This window comes from Streptomyces sp. NPDC002573, assembly GCF_042889625.1.
GTDB classification, from domain to species: domain Bacteria; phylum Actinomycetota; class Actinomycetes; order Streptomycetales; family Streptomycetaceae; genus Streptomyces; species Streptomyces gibsoniae.
The window spans coordinates 280,824-300,920 of record NZ_JBIARC010000004.1 but is presented as its reverse complement, the minus strand read 5'-3'; the positions used below and the strand labels follow the sequence as shown (position 1 = coordinate 300,920).

Below are 20,097 nucleotides of genomic sequence, written 5' to 3'. Positions count from 1 at the left end.
GCAGCACCAGAGCGATGCTGCGGGGCATCGGACCGCCCAGGCCGGACCAGGCACACGAGGGCGTGAGGGAACCCGCCCACCCGTCACGGAACGTGCACACGATGCACGCAGCTGGACGGGGACACAGCGAACGCGGGATACCAGCGCATCCAACACCGTTCGGGATGCGCGCAGTTCCGGGAGCTGGCAGCAAATGCCACTCCTGGACACTGTTTAGGAACGGTTTGAGACCACGGCACTAGGTGGACCTTCGCCCGATGATCGGAAACCATGCGGGCCATGACCACGAACGATCACCCGGAAGCCCCGCGTGCCTACCTGATCCTCCACGGCTGGCAGAACCACCGTCCGAAGGACCACTGGGAGCACTGGCTCGCCGACCGGCTCACCGAGCTCGGTCACCATGTGACGTATCCCCAACTGCCCGACCCCGACGACCCGGACCTGGAGGTGTGGCTCGCGGAGCTGGTCCGCCACCTCGACGGACTGCCGCGCGGCGCGGAGCGGGTCGTCGTGGCCCACAGTCTGTCCACCGTGCTGTGGCTGCACGCAGTCGCGCGCGGGATGGAGGGCCTCGCCGTGGACCGGGTGCTGCTCGTGGCCCCGCCGTCCGGCTCCGTCCTCCTACGGCACCCGGAGGTGGCGGAGTTCGCCCCGCCGCCCCTGGACGGTCTCGCCCTGCCCGCGCCGACCCGTCTGGTCGCGGGCGACGACGACCCGTACTGCCCGGAGGGCGCGCGGACCGTCTTCGGCGACCCCCTCGGCATCCCGACCGAGATCCTTCCCGGCGCTGCCCACCTCGACCTGGACGCCGGCTACGGCTCCTGGCCCGCCGTACTGGACTGGTGCCTGAACGCCTCCGTACGGCTCACGGCACGTCCGGCGTAGCCTCGAGGGCGGGACCGCCGGGGGACCTGGCCCCCTGACGCAGTTCCGGCGTGCTCGTGCCCACGAACACCACCGCGAGCAGACACAGCAGACCCCCGCTGACCAGCGCGGCCGCGCCGGAGGTCCAGCCGGCGACCAGACCCCCGCGCAGGTTGCCGAGGTTGGGGCCCGCCTGGCCGACGATCTGCTCGGCGGCCGTGACCCGGCCGAGGAGGGCGTCCGGGGTGTGCGTCTGCACGATCGTGCTGCGCGAGATCACCGAGGCGGTGTCGGCGGCCCCGGCCACGAGCAGCAGCCCGAACCCCGCCCAGGGGTCGGTGAGCAGCCCGAACAGGGCGAGCGCAGCGCCCCAGGTGCCCGCGCCGTACAGCATCACCAGCCCCGGGCGGCGCAGCCGGGTGACTGGTCCGGACAGGGCGGAGGCGGTGATCCCGCCGACGGCGACGGCCGACTGGAACAGCCCGAGCGTGCGCGGATCGCCGCCGAAACGCTCGGCGTTGACGAGCGGGAACAGACTCATCGGCATCGACAGCACGGTGGCGGCCAGGTCGGTGACCAGCGCGCCGCGCACCACCCGGTGCCCGGTCAGGAAACGCAGCCCGTCCGCCACTCCGCGCAGCCCGGTCCGGGAGTGCTCGCCCTCGGGCGGCAGCGGGGGCAGTCCGTAGGCGCCGTAGAAGGCGACGCCGAAGCTCAGCGCGTCGAGCAGATAGCAGACGCCGATCCCGGCCCAGCCGAGGACCAGACCGCCGAGCGCGGGGCCGAGCAGCATCATCGCCTGGGAGGAGACCTGGTTGAGGGCCAGCCCGGCCGCCACCTGCTCCTTGGGCAGCAGCCGGGGCACGAACACCCCCGCCGCCGGTCCGCCGATCGCGCCGAAACAGGAGTGCACCGCCAGCAGCGCGAGCACTCCGGTCACCGGTACGTGCCCGAGGAAGCCCTGCACCGCGAGCAGCAGGGAGCAGACCCCCTGGCCGACGGTGGCGAAGAGGAAGATGCGCCGCCGGTCGCCCCGGTCGGCCCGCGCACCGGCGAACAGCCCGAACAGCACCGTCGGCAGCGCCTGCGCCAGACCGACCGCCCCGCTCCAGGCCGTGCTGTGCGTCATGTCCCAGACCTGGTACATGACGGTGACCATGGCCATGAAGCCGCCGAGCACGGACACGGTCCGCCCGATCAGCAGCCGCCGGAAGGCCGGGGACGTCCGCAGCGGTTCGACGTCGATGAACGGGCGTCGAAGGCCGAGGCTCACGAGGAGAGGGCGGGGTGGGTGTGGAGTGTCACGGCGTGGAGGCTAATCGAGTGTCGGCGCCGCCGGCGAGCGAATAGCAAAGGGCTGTCGCTCTCAGACGTGCAGGGGGACGCGCATGCTTCAGTCCGCCTTCGGTCCACGGGCGGTCCGAAGAGGGCGAGTCCGCTCATCCCGCGCTCTCGGTCCGATCGCACCGCGCTACGCCGACTCGCTGAGCAGTCGTGCCAGGTGGTTCCGGCCGGCGTCGAGCAGTTCCGGGAGGGGCGCCGCCGCCTCGTGCCACCGCTTCTCGTACTCCCAGCACAGCCAGCCGTCCCAGCCGTGGCGGGAGAGGACCTCCACGCACTCGGTGATCGGCAGGACGCCGGCGCCCAGCGGCAGCGGGGTTCTGTCGTCGGCGGAGGCGATGTCCTTGACCTGGACGTAGCCGAGGTAGGTGCACAGGGCCGCGTACGTCTCCTGCGGCTGCTCGCCACCCAGCCAGGTGTGCATCACATCCCACAGCGCGCCCACATGGCGGTGGCCGACCGCGCCGAGGACGCGCAGGACGTCCGCCCCGGTGCGATGCGAGTCGTGTGTCTCCAGCAGGATCCGTACGTCGAGGTCGGCGGCGTACTCGGCGGCGGTGCCCAGGCGCCGGGCGGCCGTGGCGTCGGCCTCCTCGGGGCGCTGTTCGGTGCCGCCGCCGGGGAAGACGCGCACGAAAGGGGCGCCCAGGTCGCCCGCGAGCTCCAGGAGCGCGCGGATCTCGGCGAGCACGGGTGCGTCGTCGCCGGGCGCGGCGACGCGCACGTACCCGGCGAGTCCCAGGATCTCGACGCCAAAGGCCCCGAACTCGGCGGCCACGGCGGCCCGTTCGGTGGGTCCGAGGCCCGGATGCACGGGTTCCTCGGGGTGGGTGCGCAGTTCGACACCGTGATAGCCGTGCGCAGCCGCGAGCCGGACGACGTCCGCTACGGGCAGACCGGGGACACCGAGGGTGGAGAACGCCAGCTTCATGGTCACGGAAACTACCCCGCCACCCGCCGGTAACGCCTGTCCTTGCGCCACGGCCGGTGTGGCGCGCCGCACGCCCCCAGGTCTCAGCCGCGGGGCGCCCCCGTGGTCCCCCGCACCATCAGCTCGCCCGGCACCATGGCGATCCCGCCCGGCGGCGGCTCCTCACGGCCCATCGCGATCCGCCCCGCCCGGGCCCCGGCCTCCGCGAGCGGCAGCCGTACCGTCGTCAGGGCCGGCACCGCGTCGATCGCGAAGGGGAGGTCGTCGAAGCCGACCACCGACACGTCCTCGGGGATGCGCAGGCCGAAGGCGCGCAGGGCCGCGCACGCGCCCAGCGCCACCGTGTCGTTCGCCGCCACGACCGCCGTCAGCGACGGCTCCCGGCGCAGCAGTTCGAGCGTCGCCTCGTAGCCCGCGCGGCGGTCGTAGCGCCCGTGCACCGTCAGCCGCCGGTCGTCCTCGATCCCGGCGGCGGCCAGGGCCGCCCGGTGACCCTCCAGACGGTGCCGGGTGGTCGTGCGCTCCTCGGGGCCCGCGACGTAGCCGAGCCGCCGGTGGCCGAGCCCGATCAGATGTTCGGTGAGCCGCTGTGCGCCGCCGCGGTTGTCGAAGGTCAGCGCGATCGCCTCGGGGGCGGGCGGCCGCCCGCACAGCACCACGCGCGTGCCCGCCGCCGCCAGCTTGCTCAGCTTCGCGCCCACCGCCTCCTTGTGCGCGCAGTCCTCCACCGCGCCGCCGGTCAGCACCACGGCGGCCGCCCGCTGCCGCTGGAGCAGCGTCAGATACGTCAGCTCCCGCTCGGGTGAGCCGCCGGTGTTGCAGACCACGGCGAGCCGTTCGCCGCCGGCCCGTCCTCCCGGGCCGCGGATCTCCGACTGGATAGCGCTCGCCATGATCCCGAAGAACGGGTCGGCGATGTCGTTCACCAGGATCCCGACCAGGTCGGAGGTGGCCGCCGCGAGCGCGCTCGCCGGACCGTTGAGGACGTAGTCCAACTCGTCGACCGCGCGCAGTACCCGCTCCCGGGTGGCGGTGGCGACCGGGTAGTTCCCGTTCAGCACACGTGACACGGTCGCGGGCGACACCTGCGCGCGCGCCGCCACGTCTGCCAGGGTCACCGTCATCGTCGTCCTCCGGTCGCGTGCTTTGTCAGGAATCCATCTACAGCTCTCCGGACACCCGTGTACAGGCCCGTGGTTCCCTTTTGTTCGACGGATCGGACAACTCAACGGCTTTCGTGACCGACGCGTCACGCCGGGTGAAGGATTGCGGGAAGATGGCGTCCGGCCGTACGGGGGCGCGCCGTCCGGCGACACCTCGATGCGCCCGTGACGCGCCCTTGTCCGGCCCGCCGGACGGGGGTTAGCGTCTCGCTACGTAGAAAGCGCTTGCCGTCACGCTCACCGGTGAGCGTACGCGGCGCCGGACGCGCACGGAGGGAACCGACGTGACACGCAAGACGGTGCGTATCGCCATGAACGGCGTCACGGGACGCATGGGCCACCACCAGCATCTGGTCCGCTCCATCCTGGCCATCCGCCGGCAGGGCGGCCTCGACCTGGGCGACGGCACCGTGCTGTGGCCCGAACCGGTCCTCGTCGGCCGCCGCGCGCACGCACTCGACGCGCTCGCCCGGCAGTACGACCTCGAACACCGGTCGACGGACCTGGACACGGTGCTCGCCGATCCCGCCGTCGAGATCTACTTCGACGCCCAGGTCACCTCGGCCCGCGAGGAGGCCCTGCGGAAGGCGATCGCGGCGGGCAAGCACGTCTACACCGAGAAGCCCACGGCCACCGGCCTGGCGGGGGCCCTGGAACTGGCCCGTCTCGCCCAGGAGAAGGGCATCCGGCACGGGGTCGTCCAGGACAAGCTCTTCCTGCCGGGCCTGCTCAAGCTGAAGCGGCTCGTCGACGGGGGCTTCTTCGGCCGGATCCTGTCCGTCCGCGGCGAGTTCGGCTACTGGGTCTTCGAGGGCGACTGGCAGCCCGCGCAGCGCCCCTCCTGGAACTACCGTGCCGAGGACGGCGGAGGCATCGTCGTCGACATGTTCCCCCACTGGGAGTACGTGCTGCACGAGCTGTTCGGCCGGGTGCGGTCCGTACAGGCGCTCGCCACCACCCATGTCCCGCAGCGCTGGGACGAGAGGGGCAAGCCCTACGCCGCCACGGCCGACGACGCCGCCTACGGCATCTTCGAGCTGGAGGGCGGTGCGATCGCCCAGATCAACTCCTCCTGGGCCGTGCGTGTGGGCCGCGACGAACTCGTCGAGTTCCAGGTGGACGGCACCGAGGGGTCCGCCGTCGCCGGTCTGCGCGGGTGCCGCGTCCAGCACCGCTCGGCCACCCCCAAACCCGTCTGGAACCCGGACCTGCCCGCCACGGAGGCCTTCCGCGACCAGTGGCAGGAGGTGCCGGACAACACCGAGTTCGACAACGGCTTCAAGGCGCAGTGGGAGCTGTTCCTGAGGCATGCGTACGTCGACGCGCCCTACCACTGGGACCTGCTCGCCGGCGCCCGCGGTGTGCAGCTCGCCGAACTCGGTCTGCGGTCCTCGGCCGAGGGCCGCCGTATCGACGTACCGGAGATCGCACTGTGACCCTCCGACTGCCGGACACCGAAGGCCGGTTGCGGACCTACACACCGCGCCGGACGCCCCTCGCCCTCACCCCGGGCACGCCCTTCACCTCCCGTACGGTCTTCGCGGCGGCCCATGTCGTGGCCGACCCTTACGCGGACGTGTCCCCCGACGCACCCGCCGCCCTCGACTGGGACGCGACCCTCGCCTTCCGGCGCCATCTGTGGGCCCACGGCCTGGCGGTCGCCGAGGCCATGGACACCGCCCAGCGCGGGATGGGCCTGGACTGGGCGGGCGCGGCGGAACTGATCCGCAGGTCCGCCGCCGAGGCCAGGGCGGTCGGCGGCCGGATCGCCTGCGGTGTGGGCACCGACCAGCTGCACCCCACCGAGATCGGGTATCCCTACGGCCTCGACGCGATCCGCGCCGCCTACGAGGAACAGCTGGCCGTGGTGGAGGACTCGGGCGCCCAGGCGATCCTGATGGCCTCCCGCGCGCTGGCCGCGGTCGCCCGGGGCCCCGAGGACTATCTCGACGTCTACGGCCGTCTGCTGCGCCAGGCCGCCGAACCGGTCGTCCTGCACTGGCTCGGCCCGATGTTCGACCCGGCCCTGGAGGGCTACTGGGGCAGCACCGACCTGGACGCGGCCACCCGCACCTTCCTGGACGTCGTCGCCGCGCACCCGGACAAGGTGGACGGCGTCAAGATCTCGCTGCTCGACGCCCGGCGCGAGACCGAACTGCGCCGGCGGCTGCCCGACGGGGTGCGCTGCTACACGGGCGACGACTTCCACTACCCCGAGCTGATCGCGGGTGACGACCACGGCTTCAGCCATGCCCTGCTCGGCGTCTTCGACCCGCTGGGCCCGCTCGCGGCCGAGGCGGTGCGGGTCCTGGACGCGGGCGATGTGAAGGGGTTCCGTGAACTCCTCGACCCCACCGTGCAGTTGTCCCGTCATCTGTTCCGGACGCCCACCCGTTTCTACAAGACGGGGGTGGTCCTGCTGGCCTGGCTCGCGGGCCACCAGGAGCACTTCGCGATGGTGGGCGGCCTTCAGTCGGCCCGTTCGCTGCCGCATCTCGCGACGGCGTACGAACTCGCCGACGGTCTCGGCCTGTTCCCCGACCCGGAGCGGGCGGAGACGCGGATGAGAACCCTGCTGACCCTGTACGGAGTGAGTCCATGAGCGGCACGAGCACGGCACCGGAGCGGCTCTCGCGGCTCTCCGTCAATCAGATGACGGTACGTCAACTCAAGCTGCCCGAACTGGTCGACGCCTGTCTCGCCCTGGGCGTGCGGGGCGTGGGCCTGTGGCGCGAGCCCGTCCGGGCGTACGGCGTGGACGCCACGGCCCGGCTGGTGCGCGGGGCGGGGCTGACGGTGACGACGCTGTGCCGGGGCGGTTTCCTCACGGCGACCGACCCCGGCGAGCGGGCGCGCGCCCTGGACGACAACCGCCGCGCGGTCGACGAGGCCGCCGCACTCGGCACGGACACGCTCGTGCTGGTGTCGGGCGGCCTGCCGGCCGGCTCCAAGGATCTGCGCGGCGCGCGCGAGCGGATCGCGGACGCGCTCGGGGAACTGGGCCCCTACGCGGCCGGGCGCGGGGTGCGGCTGGCCGTCGAACCGCTGCACCCGATGTACGCCGCCGACCGCTGTGTCGTCTCGACCCTGACCCAGGCGCTGGACCTCGCCGAGCGGTTCCCCGCCGGACAGGTCGGTGTCACCGTGGACACGTACCACGTCTGGTGGGACGACACGGCCCCCGAGCAGATCGCCCGCGCGGGCGCCGACGGCCGTCTCCACGCCTTCCAGCTCGCCGACTGGACCACCCCGCTGCCCGAGGGGGTCCTCAACGGCCGGGGCCGGCTCGGCGACGGCTCGGTCGATCTGCGGGAGTGGACGGCCCGGGTGGAGGCCGCGGGCTACACCGGGCCCATCGAGGTCGAGCTGTTCAACGACGAGCTGTGGGCGCGGGACGGCCGGGAGGTCCTCGTGGAGACGGTGGCGCGGTTCGTGGAGCATCTGGTGCGGTGAGCCTCGGGGGTGAGCCTCGGGGCCCTGTCAGGGCGGGAGCAGTGTGCCGAGCGGGCCCAGATCGAGGTTGAGATCGGCGAGGGTGAGGCCGTACTGATCGCACAGTTCGGCCATCCGGTCGTGCAGCAGCATCAGGGTCAGCCCGAGCCGCTCCTCCTGCTCCTCCGTCAGACCGCCCTCGTCCACGCGGCGCAGGGCCTGCCGCTCCATCAGCTGACGCAGCAGCTCCACCAGGGTCAGGACCAGTTTGACCAGGTCCCGTTCGACCGTGTCCGGGTCGGTGTGCAGACGGCGCGCGGCGACCCGGCCGCCGCCGGAGGGCGCCGGGGCCATCTCGTCGGGCCTGGCCGGCAGCACGGAGAACGCCCGGGTGGCGGCCTCGGCCACCTCCCGCAGACGGTCGGCGCCCGGGCCCTCAGTCGGGTTCGTCACCGGGTGCGCCCCCTCCCGCGAGCGCCCGCCCCGAGGGGAGCAGGCCCGCCCACCCCTCGCCCAATTCCTCGCGGACGGCGACCAGGACGGCACGCAGCGAGATCCGCACCAGATCGATGTCGGCGATGGACAGCACCAGATCGCCGGTGATCACCACGCCGCCGCTCAGCAGCCGGTCCAGCAGATCGATCAGCGCGACCTGGGGCTGGCTGACCGGGCGGTCCTCGTACGGGTCGTGGCGGTCGTCGTACGTGCCGCCGTACCGGTCGCCGTAGGAGTGCCGCGTGCCGTACTCGCTCACCGCTGCCCGGCCCCCTCCTGCGCGTCGGGTGCCAGGGGCGCGGTGAAGGAGTACGGCGCCCAGGGCCCGGTGACGTCCACGCGCACCCCGGGCAGGTCGTCCGCCGCGTGCAGCATCCGATTGCGGAACTCCTCGGAGAGCCGGTGCGGGACCAGATAGGCGTCGTTGGCGACGTTCTCACCCGGCACCCCCTGGGCCAGACCGCCCTGCTGCGGGCGGTGCCGGGTCCGCTCCACCGCCAGACCCCTGGCCTGCAACTCCGTCCGCCGTACGGCCTCCTCGGCCGTCCGCCACGCGTCCTCGCGCTCCTGCCGCTGATGCCGGCGGCGCCGCAGATACGCGCGTCCGGCGTCCGCCTCGCTCGCGGCGCCGGTGTCGGCGGCCGGAGGCGGGGCGGACGGCGCGGCCGGGGGCGGCACCTCGGCGTAGACCTTCACACCCCACTCCACCTGGTCCGCGAGCCGGTCCAGCAGTGCCGCGAGGTCCGCCTCGCGTTCGCCGAGCATCTGCCGGACGCTCGCCTCGTCGAGATACACGGTGGCCAGCCGCAGCGGGAGGACCGTGGTGCGCGCGGCGAGGGCCTCGATGACGGAGTGATGCGCGCGGGCCGTCGCCTCCAGCCACTCCAGATTCTCCAGGCCCGCCTTCAGGGCCGTCTCCGAGAACCCCTCCCGGGGCACCGCGCTGACCGCGGCGGCCACCGGGCCCGAGCGGACCAGGGTGACGGGGGCGCCCGCCACGCCCTGGACACCGGTGAGTTCCACGGCGGCGGACGACCCCACCACGGCGTATGCGTAGCACAGTTGCTCGTCCACCGGCCTCAGCTCCGGTCCTCGTCCCTACGCGCTCCACGGGTGCCCTCGGCCGACCGGGCCCTGCGGGGGCCCTCGGCCGCGCGGGCGTCGTCCTCGGCCTTCCGTCGCTTGCGCCGGGGTTCCGCGGGCGGCTCCCGCTCGGTGCCAGTGGCCTCGCGCGAGGGGCGGCGGGCCTCCGTGCCGTTCCCGGGCAACTCCGCCGGGGACTCGGCGATCTGCCGGCGCAGTGCCTCCACCTCGGCACGCAGCCGCTCGTTCTGCTCCTCCAGGCTGCGCCGGCCGTCGGCGCGGGAGGCGCGGGAGGACAGGGCGGGATCGTGCTCCCACCAGTCGATGCCGATCTCCCGGGCCTTGTCGACGGAGGCCACCAGCAGCCGGAGCTTGATGGTGAGCAACTCGATGTCGAGCAGGTTGATCTTGATGTCGCCGACGATGACGATGCCCTTGTCGAGCACGCGTTCAAGGATGTCGGCCAGGTTCGTGCTGGAGGACCCCTGACCGTACGGGTAAAGGCCCCGGGACGGCGTGGGGACCGGCTCGGACTGGGTCACGGCACACTCGACCTCGTTTCGCTGGGGCCCCGGCGTCGGCGACGCGGAAACCGGCGGGTTCGCGCACCTCAGCGCCCGGAACTAACCGCGACGCCGGCGCCCTTGGGTGCCTTCTTCCTCCGTCTCGTCGTAGCGGTCCTCGTCCTCGTCCTCCTCCCGCTCGCCTTCCTCGGATTCGTCGGAGGCGTAGTCGTCGTCCCCCTCTTCCTCCTCGTCCGCCTCTTCCTCCTCCTCGTCCGCGTAGCCCTCCTCGGGCTCCTCGCCCTCTTCTTCCTCTTCTTCCTCTTCCTCGGGGTAGCCCTCTTCCTCCTCGGGGTAGCCCTCTTCCTCTTCCTCTTCCTCGTCGCGGGCCGCCTCGCGTTCCTCGGCCTCCTCGGCCTCCTCGTGCGTGCGGACCACTTCGCCGTCGCGGATCTCGCCGCGCCAGGCGCCGCTGGCCTCGCCCCGGCTCATGATGAAGGCGCGGTAGAGCTTCAGATCGAGCCGCACCCGGCGGCCCTGGGCGCGCCACAGGCCGCCGGTCTTCTCGATAAGGCCATGGGGGTAGTACTGCATGACCAGCAGCACCTTGGTGAGGTTGTCCCCGAGCGGATGGAAGGTGACGACGCCCTTGTGGGTGCCCTTGGGGCCCTCGGTAGTCCAGGCGATCCGCTCGTCGGGCACCTCCTCGGTGACGGTGCCCCGCCAGTGCCGGCGCGACTTGGCGATCTTCACCTGCCAGTGGCTGGAGATCTCGTCGTCCTGCCGGACCTCCTCGACGCCCTTGGCGAACCGGTTGAAGTCCGTGAACTGCGTCCACTGGTTGTAGGCCTCGCGCACGGGCACGCCCACATCGACTTCCTCGATGATGGTCAGCGCCTTGCCCCGGCCGTCGGGTTTGTTCTTGCGGCCGCCGGCCCCCACCGCCTCCTTGGCCTTGTCCAGCACCATGTCCTTGGCGTGGGACAGCAGCCCGCCGCCTCCGTCCGCTCCGCCGCCGAGCACCCCGCCGCCGAGGAGCTTCTTGCCGCCCTTGAGGACGAGGCCGGTCAGCATGCCGGGATCGACGCGTGTCTCGGCCAGCCGGCGCGCCCCCTCGCCCAGCCGCTCGCCCACGTTCCCGATCGTCACCTCGAGCCGGGTCTGCAGATACTCCTCCAGCTCCTGTATCAGCCGGTCCGTGGCGGGGTTCTGCTTCGCCTGCTCACGAACCTTCGAGAGGGCGCCGTCAGCCATCGTCCGGCCTCCTCGATCGTGCGGAGCCGCTCTTCGCGCGGCCCTGGGCGGACGACGCCTTCTTGGCCGGCGCCTTCTTGCTGCGCGCCTCGCCGCCCTGGCCCGGTGCGCGGGTCTGCGTCTTCTTCTGACGTGCCGCGCTCCGGCTCGTCTGGCTCTTGCGGGCCCCGGTGCGACGCCCCTCGGTCCGGCTCTCCGCGCGCTCGCCCTCGTCCTCCTCGCGCTCCTCGTCCTCGCCGTACGCCCGCTCCTTCAGCCCGGTGGTGCGTTCGTGCAGCGCGTCGGCCAGGCTCTCGGCCTTCGCCGTCAGCAGGGTGGTCGCCGCCGTCTTGCCCGCGTCCGCCAGTTCGGTACGGACCTGCTCGCTGACGTTCCCGACCAGCGGGGAGTCCTGGAGGAGCTTGCCGAGCTGGTCGGGCTTCACCTTGGACCCGGCCAGCATCGCGCCGAGACTCAGGGCGAGCTTGGCCTTCCTGGTCCGGCCCAGCAGATATCCAGCGAGAACAGCCGCCGCGATCTTGGGATTGATCATGATTCGTCTTCTCTCCTTGCCGAGGCTTCACGGCCCGTGTGTCCACGGCCGGGGCACCACGCGCCGCGCGTCACGGCATGCGTTCACAGTCCGCTCTGTCCGCCGCGCCGCAGTTGGTAGGCCCTGATCTCCTCGAGGTGGTGCAGCAGTTCCTCCTCACGCCGGGCGAACTCCTCCTCGCCGATGCGGCCTTCGTTCCTCGCCCGCTCCAGCTTGACGAGCCCCTCCTGGACGCGCGCGGGGTCGTAGTACTCCTCCTCGGCGGTCCGCACGACCTTGTCGATCACCCAGCCGATGCCCCGCACGGGGGCGAACGGCAGCGTCAGAATCCCGGTGACCAGTCCCATTCCGCCTCCTCGGGCCATACGGACAGCGCCCGTCGCAACGGTCAGGTGAAGCTGTACGGCGGCAACGGCCCCCGTATCCGCAGCTCGACGCCCTCGCCCAGGCGCTCGGCCAGTTCCTCGCCGGTCCGGGTGAACTCCTCGCCGCGCTCGTCCTCCACCAGGAAGGAAGCGTTCACGAAGTACTGCTGGGACGGCGGGGCGACCTTCTCCGTCAGGGTGAGCGGCCGCAGCGCGGCGAGCACCTCGGCGGCCAGCGCCTCCTCATGGCTCTGCACCCCCTCGGCCACCAACTGGCCGAGCGCGAGCCGGTCCTGCTGTGTGCCGCCGCCCGCCCGGGTCGCCTCGTTCAGCGCGCGGACCTCCGGGGACTCCTCCAGGACGGAACGCAGCACCGCGTCCTCCTCCTGAAGGCCCTTGACATTGAACTCGGCCCGCCCGGCCAGCTCTTCGAGGCGCTGGGTGAACTGCTCGGCCCGCTCCTCGAGCACCGCACGCACCGTTTCCTCGTCCTGCGCGACGAATCCGAAGCTCAGCGGCAGGACGGTCCCCTCGGCCCACAGCCGTTCCTGGGCCTCGTGGTGCGCCTCCAGATCCCGGCGCGCGACCGACAGGTCCTCCGGCGCCTCACTGACGACGGCGCACAGGGAATCGCCCCGTACGGTGTGCAGCTCGGCGGGCGACGCGCCCACGCCCTTGATGCCGTCCAGGTCCAGGGGGTGCGAGTCGTCGGTGATCGCGTACACGTACAGCGCCATCGGTGCGCTCACTCCTCCCGGTCCTTGGCGGAGCGGCGGTGCGAGCCGCGTTCGGCGCGCTCGGGCTCCTTCTCGCGCTTGTCGCCACCGCGGCCCTGCAGCGATTCGGTGAACGCCTCGACCGCGCCGGTCAGCGCCCCCTTGCTCTTGCCGCGGGCGCCGCCCTCGGTGACGCCCTCCATGAGTTCGGGCAGTTGCATGGGTGCCTTGCGGCCCGACTCCAGATCCAGCCGGTTGCAGGCGTCCGCGAAGCGCAGATAGGTGTCGACGCTGGCCACGACCACGCGGGCGTCGACCTTCAGGATCTCGATGCCCACCAGGGACACCCGTGCGAACACATCGATGACCAGACCGCGGTCGAGAACGAGTTCCAGCACGTCGTACAGGGTTCCGGAGCCCCTGCCCCCGCCTCCGGCGAGGGCGCCACCGCCGCCTCCTGGCACCACAGTCACGATTTCTTCCCCTCGTAGACCTCCACGCGGAGGGGGAGCCGCCTTGCCCTAGCGGCCCTCACTGTCGACCTGTGCGCGGGTGTATCGGCGTGCACGCTCGTACGCCATCAGCTGACCCGCGGGATCCAGAACGACCTTGTAGCTGGCCATCACACTGCTCGTGTCCGGGATGCGCTCCAGCTCGACGACCTCCACCAAGGCCTCCCAGCCGTCGGCCGTCGGCTTCAGCGCGGAGACGGACTGAGGGGCGCGTCCCAGCAGTTCGGACAGCTGCTGAGCGGCGTTCCGCATGGCCTGGGGAGCGGGCACGCGCCCGGGACCGGAGGCCTCCGGCTCCTGGGATGACTGCTCCGGCTTGGAGGTCTTCCGCTCAGGAGAGGACGGCCTCCGCGACGCGGAACGCGCCTTCTTGTGCTCAGGGTCGCTCGTGATCATTCACCTTCTTGCTTCTCTGTCCATGATTGACCCTCTTCGTAGCGTATGCCAGTCGTATGCGCATTTATTCGGGATCGCTAAGACGCGAAAAAATTTTCCGCTCCGGCCGTGCAACCCTCCCCGCACCCCGCATGTCGTAGTGGACGTCGGAACTTCTGGAGGGGGATCTGGGGGGATCGCGGGGGTTCTGACGCGGAGGGGGAAGCCGAGGGGCCCGGCCTGTGGACCGGGCCCCTCGAAGTCTGTACGGCATGGGTCAGAACGTATGGATCAGAAGAAGACCCCGCAGCGCAGCAGCACGTTCGCGTACGGCCGGGCCTCGCCCGTGCGGACGACCAGACGGGCCTCGCGCGTCATCCGCTTCAGCTCCTCGTGCGGGACCAGCGCCAGCCCGGGGAAGCGCGCGTCCAGCAGCGCCGACGCCTGCGGGTTCGCGTCCCTGATCTCCCGCGCCGCCGTCGCGCCCTCCACCACCAGCTCGTCCAGCAGACCGGCCAGGACCTCCGCGAAGGACGGGACTCCGGCGCGGAACGCCAGGTCGACCACGCGCGGGCCGTCCGGTATCGGCATGCCTGCGTCACACACCAGGACCCCGTCCCCGTGGCCCAGCTCGGCCAGCGCCCCGGAGAGGTGTCGGTTCAGGATTCCGGCCTTCTTCACAGCGCCTCGACCTCCTCCGCGGTGGGGTACGACTCCTGCGCGCCGGGGCGGGTGACCGCCGCCGCGCCCACCCGTGCCGCGTAGGCCGCCGCGTCCGGCAGCGACGCACCCGTGCCCAGCCGCCAGGCCAGCGCCGCCGTGAACGCGTCGCCCGCACCGGTGGTGTCCACCGCCTCCACCTTCACCGAGGGGACCCGGGTCATGGACTCGGCGGTCGCCACCAGTGCGCCCCGCGCGCCGAGGGTCACCACGACGGACCGCGGGCCGAGCGCCAGCAGCGCGGCAGCCCAGTCCTCGGGCGAACCGTTCAGCTCCGCGCCTGTGATGACCCGTGCCTCGTGCTCGTTCACGATCAGCGGGTCACAGGCCGCCAGCACCTCGGCGGGCAGCGGCCGGGGCGGCGACGGGTTCAGTACGAACCGGGTGCCGGACGGCAGATTCCGTACGACCTCCACGACCGTCTCCAGCGGGACCTCCAGCTGCGTCGAGACCACGCGGGAGGCGGACAGCAGCTTCCCGGCGGCCTGTACGTCCTCGGGCGCGAGCCTGCCGTTGGCTCCGGGGGAGACCACGATGCTGTTGTCCCCGAACGGGTCCACCGTGATGAGCGCGACGCCGGTGGGCGCCCCGCCGACCAGAACCCCCTCGGTGTCGACGCCGGCCGCGCGCTGCGCGTCGAGCAGCAGCCGGCCGTGCGCGTCGTCGCCGACCCGGGCCAGCAGCGCCGTACGGGCGCCGAGACGGGCGGCGGCGACCGCCTGGTTCGCGCCCTTGCCGCCCGGGTGGACGACCAGGTCGGAACCGAGCACCGTCTCCCCGGCCGCGGGCCGCCGCTCCACCCCGATCACCAGATCGGCGTTGGCCGACCCGACGACCAGGAGGTCGTAGTCGTACATGAACTGTCTCCCAACGGATCCCCGTGGATCCACTACAGCGGTGACACCGGTGCCACGGCCGGGGGGCCGCGCGGTGTGCGCGGACCCGCCGCCGTGGCGACCGGCTGGGGCGGGGGTCAGCCCGTGAACCCCGCCACGTTGTCCTTCGTGACCACCTTCACCGGAACCTTGACCGTTTCCTCGACCTTCTTGCCCTGGATGGCCCGCAGCGCGTTGTCGATCGCGATCCGGCCCAGCTGCGAGGGCTGCTGTGCCACCGACGCGTACAGCGAGCCCGCCTTGACCGCGGCCAGACCGTCCGGTTCGCCGTCGAAGCCGACGACCTGGACGGACGTGCCGGCCTTGGCGCCGAGCGCCTTGATCGCACCGAGCGCCATCTCGTCGTTCTCGGCGAAGACGCCCTGGACGTCGGGGTGGGCCTGGAGCAGGTTCGTCATCACGTCGAGCCCCTTGGTGCGGTCGAAGTCCGCGGGCTGCTCGGCGACGACCTGGATCCCGGGGTAGGCCTTCAGGCCCTCCTCGAAGCCCGCGCCGCGCTCACGGCTCGCGGACGTACCGGCCAGACCCTGGAGGATCACGATCTTGCCCTTGCCGCCCAGCTTCTCGGCCAGCGCCTGGGCGCCCAGCTTGCCGCCCTCGATGTTGTCGGAGGCGACCAGCGCGGCCGTCTTCGCCTTGTTGACGCCTCGGTCGACGCCCACCACGGGGACGCCCGCCTTGTTCGCGGCACGCACCGCCGGGCCCGCGGCATCCGAGTCGACCGGGTTGACGACGATCGCGCCGAGACCCGAACTGGTGAAGTTCTGCAACTGGTTGGCCTGCTGCGAGGCGTCGTTCTGCGCGTCCGTGACGGTCAGGTCGACGCCCTGCTTCTTCGCCTCCGCCTGCGCGCCCTGCTTGATCTGAACGAAGAAGGGGTTGTTGAGGGTGGACAGCGACAGGCCCACCTTCGGCGTCTTGGAGGACGAGCCGCCGTGCAGGAACGACAGGGAGCCCACCACGGCCACCGCGACCGCGGCCGCGAGCACATAGGTCAACGCCTGCTTGCCCTTGCCGGCGCCGCCAGGGGTCCCGGCGGCCACCGGGGTGGCCCCGGCCTTGCGCCGCACGGTGTCGAGCAGCACCGCCAGGGCGATCACGACACCGATGACGACCTGCTGCCAGAAGGCGGACACCGACAGGAGGTTGAGGCCGTTGCGCAGCACCGCCAGGATCAGCGCGCCGATCAGGGTGCCGGAGGCCTTGCCGGTACCGCCGGCGAGGGAGGCGCCGCCGATGACGACCGCGGCGATCGCGTCCAGCTCGTAGCCGTTGGCGGCCTGCGGCTGCGCCGAGGACAGCCGTGAGGCGAGCACGATGCCCGCGGCAGCGGCGAACAGGCCCGACAGCGCGTAGATCGCGATCTTCTGCTTCTTCACCCGCAGACCCGACAGCCGGGCCGCTTCCTCGTTGCCGCCGATCGCGTACATGGAGCGGCCGATGTACGTACGGCCGAGGACGAACGCGGTGATCAGGCCCATGATCACCATCACCAGCACCGGCACGGGCAGCCAGCCGCCGAGCGTGTCACCGAGGTGCGAGACCGAGGAGGGGAACGCGATCGGGGAGCCCTGCGAGATGACCAGCGACAGACCGCGGCCCACCGACAGCATGGCGAGCGTCGCGATGAACGGCGGGAGCTTGCCGTACGAGATCAGGACGCCGTTGACGAGACCGGCGGCGAGGCCGGTCGCGATCGCGAGGAGGACCGCTATCGCGACGGGGACGCCCGCCGACGTGGCGCTCCAGGCGAGGACGGTGGCCGACAGCGCGGCGACCGAACCGACCGACAGGTCGATGCCCGCCGAGACGATCACGAAGGTCACGCCGAAGGCGAGGATCGCGGTGACGGCCGCCTGGACGCCGATGTTGAGAAGGTTGTCGGTCGTCAGGAAGTCGCCGGACAGCGCCGACATCACGATGACGAGGCCGATGAGCGCCGTGAGCGCGCCGTTGTCGAGCAGGAGGCGGCGGATACCGCCGGCGCCACCGGCGCCCGCCCGGGTCTTGAGCGTGTCAGTGGCCACGGGAGGCCTCCGTTTCGTTCTCGGTCGTGGTGGGGGAGGAGACGGCGAGTGCCATGACGGAGTCCTGGGTCGCATCGTCGGCGGAGAGTTCGCCCGCGATCCGGCCCTGGGCCATCACCAGGACCCGGTCGCTCATGCCGAGCACCTCGGGCAGATCGCTGGAGATCATCAGGACCGCGGCGCCCGCGGCCGTGAGTTCGTTGATCAGCTGGTAGATCTCGACCTTGGCGCCGACGTCGATGCCGCGCGTCGGCTCGTCGAGGATGAGCACCTTGGTGTTCGCCAGCAGCCACTTGCCGATGACGACCTTCTGCTGGTTGCCGCCGGAGAGGGTGCGCACCTGCTGGCCGAGTCCGGCCATCCGCACCCGGAGCTGGTCGGCGACCTTGGCCGCGGCGGTGTGCTGCCCCTTGCGGTCGACGATGCCGCCGTGGGTCGCCGCGCGCATGGTCACCAGCCCGAGGTTCTCCTCGATGGACGCGTCCAGGACGAGTCCCTGGCCCTTGCGGTCCTCGGGCACGAGCCCGATCCCGGCCGCCATCGCGGCGTTCACGTCGGCGCGGCGCACGGGCGCGCCGGCGACGTGCACGGCTCCGCTGTCGTACGGGTCGGCGCCGAACACGGCCCGGACGACCTCCGTACGGCCGGCTCCCACGAGCCCCGCGATGCCGACGACCTCACCGGCCCGCACCTCGAAGGACACATCGTGGAAGACGCCGTCCCGGGTGAGCCCCTCGACGGTGAGCAACGCGGCCCCGGCGTCCGGCCGTTCTCGCGGGTACTGCTGCTCGATCGACCGCCCCACCATGAGGCGCACGAGTTCGTTCTCGGGCGTGGAGGCGGGCACCTGCCCGACGCTCCTGCCGTCACGGATCACGGTGACCCGGTCCCCGAGCGCGGCGATCTCCTCCAGATGGTGGGTGATGAAGACGATGGCGACGCCGTCCTCGCGCAGCTTGCGCACGATGGCGAAGAGCTTGTCGACCTCTTCGGAGGTGAGCACGGCCGTCGGCTCGTCCATGATGAGCACGCGCGCGTTCAGGCTGAGGGCCTTGGCGATCTCGACCATCTGGAGCCGGGCGATGCCGAGTTCCCGCACGCGTGTCCTGGGCGACACCTGGACGCCGACGCGTTCGAGGAGCTCGGCCGCGTCCGCATCCATCTTCTTGCGGTCGATCATGCCGAGGCGGCGCGGCTGCCGCCCGAGGAAGATGTTCTCGGCGACGGTCAGATCGGGAACCAGGTTGAACTCCTGGTAGATGGTGGCGATCCCGAGGCGCTCGGAGTCCTGCGCTCCATGGATGCGCACCTCTTCGCCGCCGACCAGGATCCGGCCGCCGTCGGGGCGGTAGGCGCCGGAGAGCATCTTGATGAGGGTGCTCTTGCCCGCGCCGTTCTCACCGAGCAGCACATGCACCTCGCCCCGGCGCAGGTCGAAGTCGACGCCGTCGAGCGCGACCACGCCAGGGAAGGTCTTGCGTATGCCTTCGATGCGCAGCAACTCGTCCGGGTTGCTCACGGCATGCTCCTTTGCATGGGGGAGGGCTGCGCAGCGGGGGCCTGCGCAGAAGCCGGCTCGCCGCACGAGCGGCGTACGACGAGACGGGCGGGGAGGGTGACGGACTCGGGGGGCCGCCCCTCGATGCGGTCGACCAGCGCCCGCACGGCGGCACGTCCCAGCTCGCGGGTGGGCTGGGCGATCGCCGTGACCGGCGGATCGGTGTGCACGAACCACGGGATGTCGTCGAACGCGGCGAGCGCGATGTCGTCGGGGACCCGCAGCCCGCGGTCCCGGACGGCGTCCAGCGCGCCGAGCGCCATCAGGTTGTCGGCCGCGAACACGACCTCGGGCGGCTCGGCAAGGTCGAGGAACCGCTCGGTGGCCCGGCGCCCGCTGTCGGCCTGGAAGTCGCCCTGGCCTATGTAGGCGTCGGGCAGGGGGAGGCCGTACTCGCCCAGGGCCTCGCGGAAGGCCTCGACACGCTCGCTGCCGGTCGTGGTCGCCGCCGGTCCCGCGATGATCGCGAGCCGCCGGTGCCCGAGCGCGTGCAGATGGGCCACCAGGGCGTGCACGGCGGCACGTCCGTCGGCGCGTACGACGGGGACGTCGACGCCCGCGATCCACCGGTCCACGAAGACCATCGGGGTGCCGGCCTTCGCTGCGTCCAGCATGAGCGGGGAGCCGCCGCAGGTCGGGGAGACGAGCAGCCCGTCGATCCGCCGGTCCAGCAGGGTCCGCACATGGTGGTCCTGGAGCTCGGGGCGCTCGTCGGCGTTGCCGATGATCACGCTGTAGCCCAGGGCGCGGGCCTCCTCCTCGACGGAGCGCGCCAGATGCGTGAAGTAGGGGTTCAGCACGTCGCTGATGACCAGGCCGAGGGTGCGGGTCTGGTCGGTGCGCAGGGACCGGGCGACGGCGTTCGGGCGGTAGCCCAGCGCCTCGACGGCGGCCAGCACACGGCTGCGGGCGTCGGCGCTGACCGACGGGTGATCGTTCAGGACGCGGGACACCGTGGCGACGGATACGCCCGCCGCCGCGGCGACGTCCTTGATGCTCGACATTGCCGGGACCACCTCCTTGTGAGTCCGTAAAGGCGTTTGCGCCGGTTGCAGCCGTTTTGCGATCTGGTGGAATCGTTTACAACGACCGGCACGGAGGATTGGAATCGATTACACGAGGGTTAATCAAGGGTCAGAGGGACCCCGAGACCGGATTGTGACCCTGGGGTGGTCGCGGGGACGGGAGGCGGACTCGGGCCCGGAGGCGCGGTCCCGTGGCCGTCCCGCGCCTGCCCGCAGCGGGTTGACGATCCGTCAGCCGTCAGCCGTCAGCCGTCAGCCGTCAGCCGTCAGCCGTCAGCCGCCGCCGGACGCGGGCGCCGAGG

Annotated in this window: 22 protein-coding genes; 4 read left to right on the top strand and 18 right to left on the bottom strand. The window is 72.0% G+C overall.

The window, feature by feature from the left end:
• The first annotated feature begins 279 nt into the window (after positions 1 to 279).
• The gene (locus tag ACFYX0_RS06490; RefSeq protein ID WP_388967001.1) at positions 280 to 888 is read left to right on the top strand and encodes an alpha/beta hydrolase; all 609 of its coding nucleotides are present in this window, start codon (positions 280 to 282) and stop codon (positions 886 to 888) included.
• Here ACFYX0_RS06490 and ACFYX0_RS06485 read toward each other — a convergent pair.
• The 3 genes from ACFYX0_RS06485 to ACFYX0_RS06475 form a co-directional block, all read right to left on the bottom strand.
• Complete coding sequence (locus ACFYX0_RS06485) at positions 869 to 2,140, bottom strand: MFS transporter (protein WP_388966998.1); 1,272 nt, start codon at positions 2,138 to 2,140, stop codon at positions 869 to 871. The two genes, ACFYX0_RS06490 and ACFYX0_RS06485, sit on opposite strands and share 20 nt — an antisense overlap.
• 198 nt (positions 2,141 to 2,338) lie before the next feature.
• Positions 2,339 to 3,139 (bottom strand): sugar phosphate isomerase/epimerase family protein, encoded by an 801-nt coding sequence (locus tag ACFYX0_RS06480; RefSeq protein WP_388967026.1) that lies wholly within the window; start codon positions 3,137 to 3,139, stop codon positions 2,339 to 2,341.
• 83 nt (positions 3,140 to 3,222) lie between these two features.
• Positions 3,223 to 4,263 (bottom strand): LacI family DNA-binding transcriptional regulator, encoded by a 1,041-nt coding sequence (locus ACFYX0_RS06475; protein WP_388966995.1) that lies wholly within the window; start codon positions 4,261 to 4,263, stop codon positions 3,223 to 3,225.
• Between the two features lie 323 nt (positions 4,264 to 4,586).
• Here ACFYX0_RS06475 and ACFYX0_RS06470 point away from each other — a divergent pair, with 323 nt between their 5' ends.
• Genes ACFYX0_RS06470 through ACFYX0_RS06460 form a run of 3 tightly spaced genes read left to right on the top strand, consistent with a single transcriptional unit; the run spans position 4,587 to position 7,755 of the window.
• On the top strand, positions 4,587 to 5,738 hold the full coding sequence (locus ACFYX0_RS06470) for a Gfo/Idh/MocA family protein (protein ID WP_388966992.1): 1,152 nt from the start codon (positions 4,587 to 4,589) through the stop codon (positions 5,736 to 5,738).
• Positions 5,735 to 6,904, top strand: coding sequence for a dihydrodipicolinate synthase family protein (locus tag ACFYX0_RS06465; protein WP_388966990.1), 1,170 nt, complete (start codon positions 5,735 to 5,737; stop codon positions 6,902 to 6,904). The genes ACFYX0_RS06470 and ACFYX0_RS06465 overlap by 4 nt, the downstream gene beginning before the upstream one ends.
• Positions 6,901 to 7,755 carry a sugar phosphate isomerase/epimerase family protein gene (locus ACFYX0_RS06460; RefSeq protein WP_388966988.1) on the top strand — a complete coding sequence of 285 codons (855 nt, stop codon included), beginning with the start codon at positions 6,901 to 6,903 and terminating at the stop codon, positions 7,753 to 7,755. Before ACFYX0_RS06465 ends, ACFYX0_RS06460 begins: the two co-directional genes overlap by 4 nt.
• A gap of 27 nt (positions 7,756 to 7,782) precedes the next feature.
• Here ACFYX0_RS06460 and ACFYX0_RS06455 read toward each other — a convergent pair whose 3' ends face one another.
• The 15 genes from ACFYX0_RS06455 to ACFYX0_RS06385 all read right to left on the bottom strand — a co-directional run bounded on the left by ACFYX0_RS06455 (position 7,783) and on the right by ACFYX0_RS06385 (position 19,774).
• On the bottom strand, positions 7,783 to 8,187 hold the full coding sequence (locus ACFYX0_RS06455; RefSeq protein ID WP_388966986.1) for a gas vesicle protein K: 405 nt from the start codon (positions 8,185 to 8,187) through the stop codon (positions 7,783 to 7,785).
• On the bottom strand, positions 8,171 to 8,488 hold the full coding sequence (locus ACFYX0_RS06450; protein WP_388966984.1) for a gas vesicle protein: 318 nt from the start codon (positions 8,486 to 8,488) through the stop codon (positions 8,171 to 8,173). The genes ACFYX0_RS06455 and ACFYX0_RS06450 overlap by 17 nt, the downstream gene beginning before the upstream one ends.
• Entirely contained in the window at positions 8,485 to 9,303 is an 819-nt protein-coding gene (locus ACFYX0_RS06445) for a GvpL/GvpF family gas vesicle protein (RefSeq protein WP_388966982.1), read from the bottom strand. Before ACFYX0_RS06445 ends, ACFYX0_RS06450 begins: the two co-directional genes overlap by 4 nt.
• A gap of 5 nt (positions 9,304 to 9,308) precedes the next feature.
• Positions 9,309 to 9,854, bottom strand: coding sequence for a gas vesicle protein GvpJ (gvpJ, locus tag ACFYX0_RS06440; protein ID WP_388966980.1), 546 nt, complete (start codon positions 9,852 to 9,854; stop codon positions 9,309 to 9,311).
• An 81-nt stretch (positions 9,855 to 9,935) separates the two neighbouring features.
• The gene (locus tag ACFYX0_RS06435; protein ID WP_388966978.1) at positions 9,936 to 11,069 is read right to left on the bottom strand and encodes an SRPBCC family protein; all 1,134 of its coding nucleotides are present in this window, start codon (positions 11,067 to 11,069) and stop codon (positions 9,936 to 9,938) included.
• Positions 11,062 to 11,601, bottom strand: a complete 540-nt coding sequence (locus tag ACFYX0_RS06430; RefSeq protein WP_388966976.1) for a hypothetical protein — start codon at positions 11,599 to 11,601, stop codon at positions 11,062 to 11,064. Before ACFYX0_RS06430 ends, ACFYX0_RS06435 begins: the two co-directional genes overlap by 8 nt.
• 83 nt (positions 11,602 to 11,684) lie before the next feature.
• Positions 11,685 to 11,948, bottom strand: coding sequence for a gas vesicle protein GvpG (locus ACFYX0_RS06425; protein WP_388966973.1), 264 nt, complete (start codon positions 11,946 to 11,948; stop codon positions 11,685 to 11,687).
• Positions 11,949 to 11,989: 41 nt separating this feature from the next.
• Positions 11,990 to 12,715, bottom strand: coding sequence for a GvpL/GvpF family gas vesicle protein (locus tag ACFYX0_RS06420; RefSeq protein WP_388966970.1), 726 nt, complete (start codon positions 12,713 to 12,715; stop codon positions 11,990 to 11,992).
• Positions 12,712 to 13,155 carry a gas vesicle structural protein GvpA gene (locus ACFYX0_RS06415; protein ID WP_388966968.1) on the bottom strand — a complete coding sequence of 148 codons (444 nt, stop codon included), beginning with the start codon at positions 13,153 to 13,155 and terminating at the stop codon, positions 12,712 to 12,714. Before ACFYX0_RS06415 ends, ACFYX0_RS06420 begins: the two co-directional genes overlap by 4 nt.
• A 48-nt stretch (positions 13,156 to 13,203) precedes the next feature.
• The gene (locus ACFYX0_RS06410) at positions 13,204 to 13,590 is read right to left on the bottom strand and encodes a gas vesicle protein (RefSeq protein ID WP_355917780.1); all 387 of its coding nucleotides are present in this window, start codon (positions 13,588 to 13,590) and stop codon (positions 13,204 to 13,206) included.
• Positions 13,591 to 13,860: 270 nt separating this feature from the next.
• Positions 13,861 to 14,250 carry a D-ribose pyranase gene (gene rbsD, locus ACFYX0_RS06405; RefSeq protein ID WP_355917783.1) on the bottom strand — a complete coding sequence of 130 codons (390 nt, stop codon included), beginning with the start codon at positions 14,248 to 14,250 and terminating at the stop codon, positions 13,861 to 13,863.
• Positions 14,247 to 15,146 (bottom strand): ribokinase, encoded by a 900-nt coding sequence (locus ACFYX0_RS06400; protein WP_388966966.1) that lies wholly within the window; start codon positions 15,144 to 15,146, stop codon positions 14,247 to 14,249. Before ACFYX0_RS06400 ends, rbsD begins: the two co-directional genes overlap by 4 nt.
• Before the next feature lie 116 nt (positions 15,147 to 15,262).
• A complete protein-coding gene (locus tag ACFYX0_RS06395; protein WP_355917789.1) occupies positions 15,263 to 17,212 on the bottom strand; it encodes a substrate-binding domain-containing protein in 1,950 nt (649 codons plus the stop codon).
• Complete coding sequence (locus ACFYX0_RS06390) at positions 17,202 to 18,731, bottom strand: sugar ABC transporter ATP-binding protein (protein ID WP_388966963.1); 1,530 nt, start codon at positions 18,729 to 18,731, stop codon at positions 17,202 to 17,204. The genes ACFYX0_RS06395 and ACFYX0_RS06390 overlap by 11 nt, the downstream gene beginning before the upstream one ends.
• Positions 18,728 to 19,774, bottom strand: a complete 1,047-nt coding sequence (locus tag ACFYX0_RS06385; protein ID WP_355917795.1) for a LacI family DNA-binding transcriptional regulator — start codon at positions 19,772 to 19,774, stop codon at positions 18,728 to 18,730. Before ACFYX0_RS06385 ends, ACFYX0_RS06390 begins: the two co-directional genes overlap by 4 nt.
• Between the last annotated feature and the right edge of the window lie 323 nt (positions 19,775 to 20,097).